The organism is Microbulbifer mixtoriginis (SeqCode) (assembly GCF_052466865.1).
On sequence record NZ_CP174293.1, the window covers coordinates 1,596,895 to 1,610,052 of the forward strand.

Below are 13,158 nucleotides of genomic sequence, written 5' to 3' on the forward strand. Positions count from 1 at the left end.
TTTCTAGTCGGGCTACTCTTTACTAAAGAGGGGGTTGTCGATGGCAAAAAGCGTTCTGAATAAGTTCAAGATCCGCAAAGGAAAGGTTTTTGAGGCGCCTTTAGAACAGGCTTTTGGGCGCCTGGTGACACCTTTTGAAGAGTTTATCCACCGGCAGAGCAGCAGTGGTATTTTACTGATGCTTTCTGCGCTGGCGGCGCTCATTATCGCAAACTCCCCCCTGGAAGATGTCTACATAACCCTTTTGCATATGCCCATCAGTTTCACTGTGGGAAATTGGGAGTTTTCTTTATCGCTACACCACTGGATTAATGAAGGTCTAATGACGATCTTCTTTTTTTTAGTGGGCTTGGAGCTCAAGCGGGAATTTATGGTAGGGGAGCTGTCCGATTTACGCCATGCGGTACTACCTGTGATGGCGGCAATCGGTGGCATGGTGGTGCCGGCATTGATTTATGCAGCATTCAATGCTGGCGGTGAGGCGGAGCGCGGTTGGGGCATCCCCATGGCCACGGACATTGCTTTTGCCGTGGGCTGTATTGCCTTATTGGGTAATCGTGTGCCTCGCGCGGTTGTGACTTTCTTAGTGGCTCTGGCTATTGTTGATGACTTGGGCGCCATTCTGGTGATCGCTATCTGGTATACAGAGCAGGTAAATATGACCGCGCTGATCGCTGCGGGTTGCCTGGTTGTGATTATGTGGTTGCTGAAGGCGGCTGGCGTGCGTAACTCCCCCCCCTATGTATTTGTGGGCATTCTGCTGTGGTATGAATTTTATCTGGCCGGAGTTCACGCCACCATTGCGGGGGTAATAACTGCAATGGCGCTGCCGGCGAAGCCCAAGTACGATCCAGTGGCGTTTAGTACCTTTGTTAAAGATATTATCCGCAGCTTCGATCGCTGTTTCCGTCCCGGTGATAAAATCATTGCCAATGATGCCTTACGCGCACGGGTTATGGCCCTAGGCAGTGGCGTTAACCTGGCGCAGTCTCCTCTGCAGCGTATGGAAACCCGCCTGCACACTCCGGTTGGCTTTCTGGTGATTCCCATCTTTGCGCTCGCTAATGCAGGTATTCCCTTCGATAGCTTTACTAGCTCAAGTGCAGTTTTCAACCCGGTAACCCTGGGGGTAATCGCTGGGCTGGTATTCGGAAAGCTGATTGGGATTGTGGGGGCTACTTGGATCGGTTGGAAATTAGGCTTGGGCAGCTTACCTAAGTTGGCTAATTTTCAGCATATCATTGGCGTGGCATTACTCGGCGGTATCGGCTTTACTATGTCGATCTTTATTGCCGAATTGGCGTTCAGTTACCAGAACAACCTGCTGAATCAGGCCAAGGCAGGTATCTTGCTGGCTTCTGTAATTGCCGGTATCGCTGGTTTCCTGGTACTGCGCACTGCGCCGGTTACCGAAGAGTTTGATGTACAGACCGATGGTCGGGAACCTGAGCCTGCGGGGGGCAGTGAAGCTCAGCAAGAAGGCTTAGAGAAGCAAGATAGCTCCGCTCAGGAAAATCCCGGTCGTCAACGTTGAGGGGCTTCCCGGCCTGGTCCTGCCATAGCAGGCCGTTTTGGGGTTTTCCCGGCTGAGTAAACTTCCAGATGTGAAATAAATTTCAAGAGAAATAATAATGAAACAAGTACTAAAGGCGGTGTGTCTGTTGCCAATTCTGGCTGCACCTCTATTTCTTGTCGCCTGCGAGGGTAAAGCGCGATCAGAGGATAAGTTACGAGAAGCAGTAGAGGTTAAAGGGCAAAAAACTGCAATAGAAGGGAAAGGGGATATGTCCATGGATACAGTGGCCAGGGACTATGTTGCCCTGGTGTTGGAATTGGGTAATCACGACAAGAGTTATGTCGATGCCTATTATGGCCCGGCTCAGTGGCGAGAGCAGGCGGAGCAGAGCCAGGCCAGCCCGGCGGATATTGCCAAACGCGGTAACTCCCTCATCGCTCTGCTACCCGAAGAGGGCGTGGCGGATGGTTCCCTTGACGGCCTGCGTCTACACTACCTGCGAACTCAACTGGCTGCGCTGGTGGCTCATGCCCGCAGCCTTGCTGGCGAAAGCGAGCGCAACTTTGCCAAAGAAGCGCGCGAGCTTTATGACACCGAGCCCCCCAGGCAAAATTTCACTAGTTTTGATCCACTCTTGCAGGAGTTGGATGAGCTGTTGCCCGGCAATGAGCCCCTAAGTGCGCGAGTGCAGGCGTTTCGGCAGCAGTATGAAATCCCAGTGGACAAGCTCCAAGAGGTTTTTGATGCAGCCATTGCGGAGTGTCGCAAGCGCACCAAGCAGTATATTCCGCTGCCACAGGATGAAAATTTTGCCCTTGAATATGTCAGTGACAAACCCTGGAGCGGTTACAACTGGTATCAGGGAGGGGCGCATAGCCTGATACAGGTGAACAGTGGCTTGCCGATTACCATTGATCGAGCGATCGACCTTGGCTGCCATGAAGGCTACCCGGGCCATCACACCTATAACGCGCTGTTGGAGCAAACGCTGGTGGAAGACCGTGGCTGGGTGGAATACAGCGTGTATCCGCTGTTCAGTCCCCAATCTCTGATTGCCGAGGGCAGTGCCAATTACGGTATCGACCTGGCCTTTCCTGGGGAGGAAAAAAACCGCTTCGAGATGGAGGTACTTTATCCCCTCGCCGGGTTGGACCCACAAAGTGCGCAAAAGTATGAGCGGGTGATGGGACTGGTGGATAAGCTCAGTTTTGCCGGCAATGAAATTGCTCGGCAGTATATCGATGGTGAAATTGCCCCAGACCAAGTTGCGGCACTGTTTGAGAAATACACGCTGATGAGCCCGGCCAAGGCAAAGCAGCGCAAGGATTTTGTCGATGCCTACGGTGCCTATGTCATTAATTACAACTGGGGCAAAAAACTGGTAGCTGATTATGTGGAGCGAGATACAAGCAGTGCACAAGAGCGCTGGCAGCGTTTCGCTAAGCTGTTGTCGTCGCCACGCTTACCCTCTTCGCTAGACTGGTAGGCGCTAACAATGCACAAGGCGGAACTGCGGAGTTATTTACTTGCGCGACCAGAGGCGATTGAGGACTTCCCCTTTGGTCCCGATGTTGCGGTGTACAAGATTAAGGGGCGTATGTTCGCGACTCTCAGCCGCTACCGCGAGGTAGATGCGACCAATTTAAAGTGTGATCCCGATGAGGCTCAGGCCCTGCGGGATATCTTCCCTGGCGTACTGCCGGGTTACCATATGAACAAGAAGCACTGGAATACTGTATTGCTCGATGGCACAGTGCCGGATTATGAAATTGAGCGGATGGCGGATCGCTCCTATGGCCTTGTGGTTAAGGGGCTGCGTAAAATTGAGCGGCAATCCCTTGAGCTGGCTTATGGCACGGATACCCTCTACCGCTAGAAACTCAGCAGATTAGCAAGACATTACTCAGGAGAGTTTGTGAACGATTTTATTGTCGATGTAACGGCAGAAAACGCCCAGCAGGTACTCATTGAAGAATCCATGAATCGCCCGGTTCTGGTGGATTTCTGGGCCGATTGGTGCGAGCCGTGCAAACAGCTGATGCCGGTTTTGGAAAAGCTCGCGAATGAATATGCGGGCCAGTTCCTCCTGGCAAAAGTGAATGCCGACACCGAGCAGATGATCGCCGGCCAGCTGGGGGTACGCAGCTTACCTACAGTTATGCTGCTCAAAGAGGGGCAGCCGGTAGATGGCTTTGCCGGGGTGCAGCCGGAAAGCCAGATTCGTGAAATGCTCGATAAATATCTGCCCAAACCCTGGGACATCAAATTGCAGCAGGCCCAGGCGCTGATAGGTGAGGGCAAGGTGGATGAAGCCCTGCCGTTGCTGCGCCAGGCTTACGCTGAATCCTCCGAGCGGGTGGATATCGCCAAACACTTGGCGGCGTTGCTGCTAGATCAAAACCGCGCTGCGGAAGCAGAAACCGTGCTCAGCAAAATTCTGCTGGCGGATCAGGATGCAGAATACCAGCGCCTGATGGCCCAGTTGGAGCTAAAACAACAGGCGGCGGATACCCCCGAGATTCAGGCGCTGCAGAAGGCCCTGGAGCAGAACCCGCAGGATTATGATTCCGCCTATAAGCTGGCGGTACAGTACAGTCAGGCCAATCGTCACGAGGAAGCCCTGGAGCTGTTGTTGGATATCCTGCGCAAGGATATGAATTTTGCCGATGGCGCGGCCAAGCAGGCATTTCTCGATATGGTGAAAAGCTTGGGTGCCGGCGACCCCATCGCCACCCAATATCAGCGCAAGCTGATGACGTTGATGTTCTAGACGTTTCAATCGTATTGCACTGTAAAGGGGCCTTGAAGGCCCCTTTACTTTATACACCGTTGAATAGTGAATCAGCAGAATGCATAAGCTCTGTATCTATATACCCTCAAGTCATCTGGAAGTTGTCAAGCAAGCTCTGTTTAACGCCGGAGCTGGCAGAATCGGCGACTACGACAGTTGTTGCTGGCAGGTATTGGGTGTCGGTCAGTTCCGGCCACTAGCGGGCAGTCAGCCGTTTATTGGTGAGTCCGGGCAGATAGAGCAGGTAGAGGAATATCGGGTTGAGATGGCGTGTGCCGATGAGTCTGTGGATGCAGCACTTGAAGCCCTCTACCAGGCACATCCTTACGAGGAGCCGGCCTTTGACCTTTGGCGCCTGGATGAGCGTTGTGGCGGCAAAATTCGCTAGTGACAGGATATAAACAGTATCCTGCCATTCGCGAGAGAGGGCTTTAAAGGTTATCCAGTGCCTGCTGGCGCTGCTGACTGTTTTCTTTTAGCGCTTGAACCTCTTTCAAAATCTGTGAAATCCGGCTATCGCCCTCACGGTTCTCCTGCAATAGCTGTGCCTGGGGGCCTTGTGGCTGAGCATCGTTGCTGGGTGTGGAGGGCAGGGTATTGATGGGTTTTATCCGATGTATACGTACATGAGTATCCAGGCCCTCGGGTATCGAATCAGAGAAGTGCCAATTGCCCTCACTGTCCCGCCAGCTAAATACCTCCCTGGCCTGTTTATGTTGCTCTTCTGGCAAAAGGCCACTGGATTCCACCAGGGTTTCCAGTTGCTCGGCAGATTTCTGAGTACTGTCGCTCACCGCTTGAATGGCGCGTTGGCCTTGCTGGCGAACTGCGCCCAGAGTCTGCTGATCGGGAAGCCAGTCTTGGGGAGACATAATCGGTTTGCCATCGGGGCCGGGAATCAACATGGGTAAGCCCACGCCTACTAATAACAGTACCGCAAGCATATAGGCGTATTTCATTGGAATATCCTTTTTAAATGTACTCAGGTGGGTGAGTGCTTCTCCCACCCAGAGTCCTCTTCCAGTGCACTATCTTCAGCTTGGCTCGCGCTGTAGCTACCACTATAGCTTCCGCGAAATAACGCCCCGGTGCAGCTGGTATTGCCCCTGTTCCGTGTCGGTGAAATAGTGCTTGAGAGTTTTATGCATAATCGGGAAGGCAATTTCAGCCCAGGGGATTTCTTCCTGGCGAAATAGTGACACTTCTAGTGACTCCGGCCCGGGGCCAAAATTCGTATCGGTGAGCTCTCCGCGATACATCAGGTAAACCTGATTGATATGCGGAATGTCATAAATTGAATAAAGCTCGTCCACACGAATGCTGGCACGTGCTTCTTCCCAGGACTCGCGCAAAGCACCTTCTTCACTGGTTTCACCGTTTTCCATAAAGCCGGCGGGCAGGGTCCAGAGTCCCAGGCGCGGCTCAATGGCGCGTTTACACAGTAAGACCCGGTCTTCCAGGTAGGGTAAAACACCGACAATCACACGCGGGTTGATGTAGTGGATGGTGCCGCAATTGCCACAGAGGTGGCGAGGGCGGTCATCGCCTTGGGGGATGGAAAATGTGACGGCATTACTGCCGCATTGGCTACAAAATTTCATGGCGTCAGTATACCCATGCAAGATTCCAGCGCCAGCTTCCAGCTTTTTGACGCCTATAGTTGTTAAAGGTGTTGAAGTTCATAGGGCGGTGCCAGCTTTACTATGGCGCGTATTTTATTTTTTTGGCTTGTGCTGATCGCCCTGGCGGCCTGTGGCGGCAAAGACGATAAGCAAAAGGCACCGCCACCGCCTCCTGTAGAGGTGCTGGTGGTGCGAGAACAGCCAGTGATTCCGCGCTTTGAATTTGTCGGCCGGGTGGAGGCCACCGATGAGTATAAGGTGCGCCCCCGCGTGCAAGGTTATATCCAGAGTCGCGATTTTAGAGAGGGGGAAACGGTTAAGAAAGGGCGCCTGCTATTTGAAATAGATCCGCGCCCATTTATCGCTGAATTGGATAACCAAAGTGCCAATTTGGAGCGCGCTGAGGCAACTCTACGGATCGCTGAACGCAATTATCGACGTGGTCGCAAGTTGGTCGCTACAGGTGCTATCAGCCAAGTGCAGATGGATGAATTACTGGGCACTTTTGAGGAGGCGAAGTCACAGGTCGATGCAGATCGGGCCAAAGTGGAAAGTGCCCGCCTAGACCTCTCCTACACAAAGATTTACGCGCCACTTACCGGCCGCATTGGTCGTACCCAGTTTACTGAGGGTTCTCTGGTGGGACCTGATTCGGACCCGCTCACTACCATCGTTAAGATGGACCCAATCTATGTGTTGTTTGAGGTTCCTGAAAACCAACTCTATGCCGTACAGGTGGATGCCGAGCGCCGCCGCCGGGAGGGGTTGCCGCCAACGAGGCTGGATGTGCGTATAGAGCTGCCGGATGGTAATTTTTACCCCTATCAGGGCCGGATTGTATTTATCGATAACCAGATAGACCCCAACACCGGCTCCGTAGCGGTACGCGCACTCTTTCCCAATCCGGGCAGCCTACTGGTGCAAGGGCAATTTGCTCGGGTCTCAATCCGTTTGTATACCGGCAGTGAGGCACTTAAACCGCTGGTGCCGCAATCTGCAGTGCTGGAGGACATGCAGGGGCGTTACCTCTTTGTGCTGGGTAAGAAAAATATTGCTGAAAAACGCTATGTCACTTTGGGGCAGCGGGAGGGGGAGCTTTGGGCGGTCAACCATGGGTTGGTTGCTGGGGAGTCGGTCATCGTTAACGGTCTGCAGCGGGTTGTTGCCGGTAAGCCAGTGACCCCTCAAAACACGCCACGAAACCCCTACGACGCATCAGAAAAGCCGGCGGAGCCCGCAAGTGGTGGCGCTTCTCCCGTAGGTAAGCAAAATACCAAACAGCCTATAGGCTTCGGGCAGGGGACACTGCTCCCCGATGACATGGAACTTCCTGAAGGTGTGGAGGAGGGCGAACGCCACCGATACGAGGGACAAGAGCATGATTATAAATAGCCCGCCTGAAATGGGGGGGGCTTAGCGAATTTATGATCAGTGCCTTTTGCATACGGCGGCCCCGTTTCGCCTTTGTCATCTCCATACTGATCTCTCTTGCGGGTATTCTCTCGTTGCCATTATTACCGGTGGCGCAATTTCCAGAAATTACTCCAGCCACAATAAACGTCGCAGCCAATTACGCCGGGGCCAGTGCTGAAGTTGTGCGCGATAGTGTTGCCGTGCCCATCGAATCCCAAGTGAATGGCGTGGAAGGCATGGATTATATGTCCTCCACCAGTGGCAACGATGGCTCTTACAGTCTCACGGTAACGTTTAAATCTGGTTATGACGATGATATCGCTCAGGTCAATGTACAGAACCGTGTGGAGCAGGCCACGCCGCAATTGCCAGAGGATGTAAAGCGCGATGGTGTGGTGGTTTCCAAGCAAAGCACCACTTTGCTATTGGTCGTGAACTTATTTTCTCCTGAGCAGAAATTCGATGAACTTTTCCTAGCCAATTACGCAGAAATTTATTTGAAGGATGAGCTGGCGCGCGTATTGGGTGTGAGCAGCGTAGTTATTTTTGGCTCGCGCAATTACGCCATGCGCCTGTGGCTGGACCCGAATAGGATGGCGTCCCTGGACGTTACCACCGAGGATGTTATCAGCGCGGTACGGGCACAAAATGTGCAGGTAGCGGCTGGGCAGATTGGCTCGCCGCCCATTCGCAAGGACCAGCAATTTCAATACAACATCCTGGTGCAGGGGCGCCTGGTGAATCCCAAGGAATTTGAGGAAATTACTATTCGCGCCAAACCCGATGGCGCCATGGTAAAAGTGAAAGATGTGGCGCGGGTGGAATTGGGCAGTGAGTCCTATTCCTCCTATGGGCAATTGGATAACCAGGCTTCGGCAGTGATCGGCGTTTATCAGTTGCCGGAAGCCAATGCCATTGAAGTGGCTGACGGCATCAAGGCCAAGGTCAAAGAGCTTTCCCAGCGTTTTCCAGATGGCCTAAAGGCAGAGATCCTCTACGACACCACTCTGTTTGTTCAGGCCTCTATCAAAGAGGTGGTGCAGACCCTATTTATTGCCCTGATCTTGGTGATCGCGGTGGTCTTCCTGTTTTTACAGGATTGGCGCTCCACCCTGATCCCCGCTATTGCCATCCCTGTTTCACTGGTGGGCACTTTTGCATTGATGCTGGCGTTTGGTATGACTATTAATACCATCACCTTGTTTGCGCTGATTCTGGCGATTGGCATAGTGGTTGATGATGCGATTATTGTGGTGGAAAACACCCAGCGACTGATGAGTGACGGCCTAACGCCAAAGGAGGCTGCGTTGCAGTCTATGCGTGAGGTTACTGGGCCGGTCATTGCCACTACGCTGGTGTTGTTTGCGGTGTTTGTACCGGTCATGTTGATGCCGGGTATCACCGGAAAAATGTATCAGCAATTTGCGGTTACTATTTCTATGTCGGTCGCGATTTCCTCCCTTAATGCGCTTACCCTGAGCCCGGCACTTTGCGCCAGTATTTTAAAAGTGGGTAAGGAAGGCGAAGTTGCCGGAGTGAAAGAGACCGGGGTATTTGGTTTTTTCAACCGAGGGCTGCATCGCTCCACCAATTTTTATGTGGGCATGGTAAAAGCCTGCGTAAAGATTCCGCTAATCGGAATTATCTCCGTTATCGGTATTTTCCTGCTGGCCTTTTGGTTATTTAGTAGTATCCCCACTGGCTTTATCCCGGACGAGGACCAGGGCACGTTTATGCTACACGTGCAATTGCCGGATGGTTCCTCCCTGGAGCGCACGGGCCCGGTGGTGAATCAGGTTACAGACATATTATTGGAAGAACCCGGTATGGCCCATGTGGTGGGTGTGCCCGGCTATAACCTGCTTACCAACAGTGTCTCATCTAATACCGCAATGATGTTTGCGGTGTTAAAACCCTGGGATGACCGCACCAGTGAAGAGGATCACCAGTTCGCCATTATGCAGCGGGCACAGAAAAAACTGGCGCAGATACCCAACGCACAGATTATGCCTTTTGTCATACCACCCCTGCCGGGTATCGGTACCGTGGGAGGGTTTGAATTTGTGCTGGAGGATTTGCAGGGGCGTAGTATTACAGAATTATCACAAGTAATGATTGATCTGTTGGGCGCGGCCAATCAGCGATCGGAAATTTCCCAGGCCTTCACCAGTTTCCAGGCGGCTACCCCTCAGTTGGAATTAAAGATCGATAAAGAAAAAGCGCACGTACTTGGTGTGCCGTTGCCAGAGGTTTATTCGACATTGCAGACTTTTCTGGGCGGATATTACATAAACGACTTTAATTTATATGGCAAAGTATTCCGAGTGATCGCCCAGGCAGATGCGCAGTTTCGCGATGACGAACAAAATCTGGCGGGCTTCTATGTGCGCGCCAACAGTGGTGGTCTGGTGCCGATTACCTCGGTCTCCACTATTGAGCCGGTTGTGGCACCACAAACCATCACCCGCTACAACCTCTATAACAGCGTGACGATTAATGGCGCTCCAGCGTCGGGTTACTCCAGTGGTCAGGCCATGGATGCCATGGAGGAGCTGGCCTCCAGGCTGCCGGAAGGCTACGGCTATGAATGGACCGGGATTAGTTTACAGGAGGTTACCTCAGGCAATCTGGCTCCCATCCTGTTCAGTTTGGCCATAATATTTGTGTACCTGTTTTTGGTGGCCCAGTATGAGAGCTGGAGTATTCCTATTGCGGTGCTCTTGTGCGTGCCTATTGCGATTTGCGGTGCCATGTTGGTGGTGTGGCTGGCCGGATCTATCAATAATCTCTATACCCAGATCGGTTTGGTATTGTTAATTGGTATGGCGGCAAAGAGCGCAATTTTGATTGTTGAGTTCGCCTGTGTGGAACGGGATAAAGGCAAGTCTATTGCTGAGTCTGCGATTTCCGCCACCCGCTTGCGTTTCCGGGCAGTATTGATGACGGCTATGTCGTTTATTCTCGGAGTGATACCGTTGCTGGTAGCCACAGGCGCGGGTGCCGTAAGCCGTATTTCCCTGGGGTTGGTCGTGTTTGGCGGTATGCTCGCAGCCAGCCTGTTTGCCACTTTACTGGTGCCGGTGTACTACGCGTTGGTGCAGGCGATTCGTGAGAAGCTCAAAGGGGGCTATACGCCCCAGTCCCAGCTGGATGCAGCTTCGGCTGAGCGGCAGTAACTGGCTGGGAGCCGCAAATGGAGATTGCGGTATACAACTCGGTGTTATCACCGGGAATCGGTATGATGAACGTTAGGGAGCCTTTGTTGTATGAGGCGGGATAAGTGGATATGTTATCGATTATCGAAAAGAAAATTTCCCAGCAAATAGAAGAGCTGGAGGCTGGCGTACCAACAGGGCCAGAATTGTATGGCCATGCCGCAGTGTTGATTGCTCTTACCGAAGAGCCAGACCCCCATGTAGTGCTGACTAAGCGCGCAGATACACTATCTACCCATTCCGGAGAAGTTTCCCTACCGGGCGGGCGTTGGGATGCCACCGACCCCTCCCTGCAATATACCGCCCTGCGCGAAGCTCAAGAGGAAGTGGACCTGCCTATGAATCAGGTGCGGATGCTCGGCCCTCTGTGGCCACGCACTACTCGCTGGCAGGTACATGTCACTCCCTGGGTGGGGGTGATCTCACCGGATACCCATCTCAGGCCCAACCCTGGTGAGCTGGATGCAATTTTTCGTGTGCCGTTGTCGTTTTTTCTTGACGATCCCCGTATCCGCACTGACCGAATCACAATCGATAATCAAGCTATTTATCTACCCGCCTACCAGTTTGGCGACTATGAAATCTGGGGCTTTACTGCCGGAGTATTAACCGAGTTCCTGGTAAGAATACTGGGCGCTTCTATTGGGCGCAGGGATGATGTGCCATTACGTACATTGAATTAGCCCTGCTCTAGAAGAATGTTTCACGGATTCGGATTTTTTGATACTCGTTATATTGGTAGCTTTAATCTAATATCAGTTCACCCAAGTCTTTCCAGGCATCCTCTAAAAGACTTAACTGGTCACGAGTATTGGGATCAGCAGTAAGTATGGGAAAATCAGGATCATTCGGTAGCTTAGCAATAACTCCACGGCGGCATTGAAATAGCCAGCTGCCGTCTACCTTGACTAATTTATCATGGTATTCTGCGGCTACGGCAACGCGATAACCAGAGCGAGTCACTAAAATAAATACTGTAGTTGCTTTGCCTGAGGCAGATTGCCCATCTTCTGAAATATGATGTAATGGCGAACAGGTAATATGCCGGCTACCCAGTTTGTTGTGGATGACTGCATAGCGCTCTAGTTTTTCTCTTCCTCAGATTACTCGATTGCCATGCTCGAAGCGACCGTCAAGTGTAAAAAGTGACGCCCAACCTCGGGCATCACAGTTATCGATAGTTAAAGTGTAGCGAGCAAGTAGGTCGCTAATTGCGAATCGGTCTCTGAATAGCTGAAGTTCACTCATCATTTTATCCACTGATTATTTCGCTTCACTATTTATGAAAATAGCTCCTAAGCCGTGTTTCTGGAGATCACTTACAGGTGCAGCTTCTCCAGCCTGTACCCTGGTGTAGAAAAAATTAGGATGCCGCCGAAATAACTTTTGGGTACAAAGAGGCTTTCAAAAATCTATTATTCTTGCTTAATACCATAAATGGGCAGCTTAAGGATAAGCATGTCATGCAGACTGATGTTTCGATGGATCGCGATAAGACTCCGTTTTTTGACTGGATGGCCAGGACAGATGATTTTGTAGTTAATGAACGCTGGCGCCGCTGGAAGGAGCTGATGGAGGCTGGTCTACCTTACCGCTGTGAATTGTTGCTCAAGTCTCATCATAACAGCGCGTATTATGGGGAATTTGCAGTATCTTCCAATCCTGAAACGGGAGATTCATTTGCTCGAGCCTGCTTCTCTGGGAATTCTTTTCATCGAGCAAGCAATCACTTGAGTGATGGGTATGCCAATTATACATTGATATATCTTTTATCTGGCCGTGGTGCTATACAGCGTGGGAGTTATTTTACCCCGATGAATCCCGGTGGACTCTACTTGGTTGATCTGGCGCAGACAATTACTCATGATTTGGTTCATGAAAGTCGCTCGCTATTGTGTCGCATTCCCCGTGAGAAGCTCGAGGGGTTTCGTTCAGGTCCCAAGGATAACTGTCCTCTGACCATAGATGGTAGCAGTGGTCCCGGCCTCTTATTACGTAATTATCTTTTGCTGTTTCCCCAGGCCAAACAAAGGTGCACCTTTGCTTCTTCCAGCTTTCTCTTTAATCCGATAGCCGAATTAATTATTGCCTGTATCCAGGAGAGTCGTGGCAATTTGCAGGCGGAGTCGGAAACTCCGAGTCGCTTAAAGTCTATTTTTCAACAGGCTTGCAGGCTGATTCAAAAACACTGTTGTGACTCGGATTTGTCCGCGCCACAGCTGGCAGCGTCATTGGATATCTCAACCTCCTATTTACATAGAGCGCTGCGTTTTCATAATACCTCTTATATTAACTTGGTGAGACGTGCCAGGGTGGAGGCCGCATCCGCACAGTTATTGGCAGCCGGGAAAAATGCAAGTATTTTACAGGTGGCGTTCAATTGTGGATTTAACGGCACCAGCCAGTTTTCCCGGGCATTCAAAGAGGAGCTGGGTCTTAGCGCTTCTGAGTTTGTAAAGCGCTCTTTTGTGGAGCGGGAAAGAACTCTGGCACTTGAAAATTGACACTATCTTTAGGGGTTTTTCTTTTCATTTATAATGAGTTTTATCGGATACTAAGGCTAAGGTCCTACCTCTATTCGATAGCCCCTAAGTCGAAGAT

The 13,158-nt window shown here is 51.6% G+C and carries 11 protein-coding genes and 1 pseudogene; 9 read left to right on the forward strand and 3 right to left on the reverse strand.

The annotated features are described in order from the left end of the window. Positions 1-40 precede the first annotated feature (40 nt). The 5 genes from nhaA to ACJJJA_RS07195 all read left to right on the forward strand — a co-directional run bounded on the left by nhaA (position 41) and on the right by ACJJJA_RS07195 (position 4,695). Positions 41-1,534, forward strand: coding sequence for a Na+/H+ antiporter NhaA (nhaA, locus tag ACJJJA_RS07175; RefSeq protein WP_444888360.1), 1,494 nt, complete (start codon positions 41-43; stop codon positions 1,532-1,534). A 97-nt stretch (positions 1,535-1,631) separates the two neighbouring features. Then, positions 1,632-3,002: a hypothetical protein gene (locus tag ACJJJA_RS07180; protein WP_444904150.1), complete on the forward strand. Its 1,371-nt coding sequence runs from the start codon at positions 1,632-1,634 to the stop codon at positions 3,000-3,002. A 9-nt stretch (positions 3,003-3,011) separates the two neighbouring features. Beyond that, positions 3,012-3,392, forward strand: coding sequence for an MmcQ/YjbR family DNA-binding protein (locus tag ACJJJA_RS07185; RefSeq protein WP_444885694.1), 381 nt, complete (start codon positions 3,012-3,014; stop codon positions 3,390-3,392). Between the two features lie 39 nt (positions 3,393-3,431). Beyond that, complete coding sequence (gene trxA / locus ACJJJA_RS07190) at positions 3,432-4,286, forward strand: thioredoxin (protein ID WP_252085049.1); 855 nt, start codon at positions 3,432-3,434, stop codon at positions 4,284-4,286. 79 nt (positions 4,287-4,365) lie between these two features. Beyond that, positions 4,366-4,695: a YqfO family protein gene (locus ACJJJA_RS07195; RefSeq protein ID WP_444890953.1), complete on the forward strand. Its 330-nt coding sequence runs from the start codon at positions 4,366-4,368 to the stop codon at positions 4,693-4,695. A gap of 43 nt (positions 4,696-4,738) precedes the next feature. Here the strand turns inward: ACJJJA_RS07195 and ACJJJA_RS07200 are convergent, their stop codons facing one another. Next, a complete protein-coding gene (locus ACJJJA_RS07200; protein WP_444904151.1) occupies positions 4,739-5,266 on the reverse strand; it encodes a hypothetical protein in 528 nt (175 codons plus the stop codon). 102 nt (positions 5,267-5,368) lie between these two features. Beyond that, positions 5,369-5,908 carry an NUDIX hydrolase gene (locus tag ACJJJA_RS07205; RefSeq protein ID WP_252085052.1) on the reverse strand — a complete coding sequence of 180 codons (540 nt, stop codon included), beginning with the start codon at positions 5,906-5,908 and terminating at the stop codon, positions 5,369-5,371. A 102-nt stretch (positions 5,909-6,010) separates the two neighbouring features. On the opposite strand from ACJJJA_RS07205, the gene ACJJJA_RS07210 reads away from it, so the two are divergent. From ACJJJA_RS07210 to ACJJJA_RS07220, 3 genes are all read left to right on the forward strand, one after another. Continuing rightward, entirely contained in the window at positions 6,011-7,321 is a 1,311-nt protein-coding gene (locus ACJJJA_RS07210; RefSeq protein ID WP_444904152.1) for an efflux RND transporter periplasmic adaptor subunit, read from the forward strand. A gap of 32 nt (positions 7,322-7,353) precedes the next feature. Beyond that, a complete protein-coding gene (locus ACJJJA_RS07215; protein ID WP_444904153.1) occupies positions 7,354-10,518 on the forward strand; it encodes an efflux RND transporter permease subunit in 3,165 nt (1,054 codons plus the stop codon). Positions 10,519-10,628: 110 nt separating this feature from the next. Next, positions 10,629-11,240 carry an NUDIX hydrolase gene (locus tag ACJJJA_RS07220; RefSeq protein ID WP_252085055.1) on the forward strand — a complete coding sequence of 204 codons (612 nt, stop codon included), beginning with the start codon at positions 10,629-10,631 and terminating at the stop codon, positions 11,238-11,240. Between the two features lie 61 nt (positions 11,241-11,301). Here the strand turns inward: ACJJJA_RS07220 and ACJJJA_RS07225 are convergent. Then, positions 11,302-11,808: pseudogene (locus tag ACJJJA_RS07225) on the reverse strand (nuclear transport factor 2 family protein). Positions 11,809-12,020: 212 nt separating this feature from the next. Here ACJJJA_RS07225 and ACJJJA_RS07230 point away from each other — a divergent pair. Next, the gene (locus tag ACJJJA_RS07230) at positions 12,021-13,061 is read left to right on the forward strand and encodes a helix-turn-helix transcriptional regulator (protein ID WP_444904154.1); all 1,041 of its coding nucleotides are present in this window, start codon (positions 12,021-12,023) and stop codon (positions 13,059-13,061) included. Positions 13,062-13,158: the final 97 nt, after the last annotated feature.

Coding starts and splice junctions, on each gene's coding strand:
- ACJJJA_RS07195 (WP_444890953.1), top strand. CDS start 4,366: ATGCATAAGCTCTGTATCTATATACCCTCAAGTCATCTGGAAGTTGTC.
- ACJJJA_RS07200 (WP_444904151.1), bottom strand. CDS start 5,266: ATGAAATACGCCTATATGCTTGCGGTACTGTTATTAGTAGGCGTGGGC.
- ACJJJA_RS07180 (WP_444904150.1), top strand. CDS start 1,632: ATGAAACAAGTACTAAAGGCGGTGTGTCTGTTGCCAATTCTGGCTGCA.
- ACJJJA_RS07210 (WP_444904152.1), top strand. CDS start 6,011: ATGGCGCGTATTTTATTTTTTTGGCTTGTGCTGATCGCCCTGGCGGCC.
- nhaA (WP_444888360.1), top strand. CDS start 41: ATGGCAAAAAGCGTTCTGAATAAGTTCAAGATCCGCAAAGGAAAGGTT.
- ACJJJA_RS07185 (WP_444885694.1), top strand. CDS start 3,012: ATGCACAAGGCGGAACTGCGGAGTTATTTACTTGCGCGACCAGAGGCG.
- ACJJJA_RS07215 (WP_444904153.1), top strand. CDS start 7,354: ATGATCAGTGCCTTTTGCATACGGCGGCCCCGTTTCGCCTTTGTCATC.
- ACJJJA_RS07230 (WP_444904154.1), top strand. CDS start 12,021: ATGCAGACTGATGTTTCGATGGATCGCGATAAGACTCCGTTTTTTGAC.
- ACJJJA_RS07205 (WP_252085052.1), bottom strand. CDS start 5,908: ATGAAATTTTGTAGCCAATGCGGCAGTAATGCCGTCACATTTTCCATC.
- ACJJJA_RS07220 (WP_252085055.1), top strand. CDS start 10,629: ATGTTATCGATTATCGAAAAGAAAATTTCCCAGCAAATAGAAGAGCTG.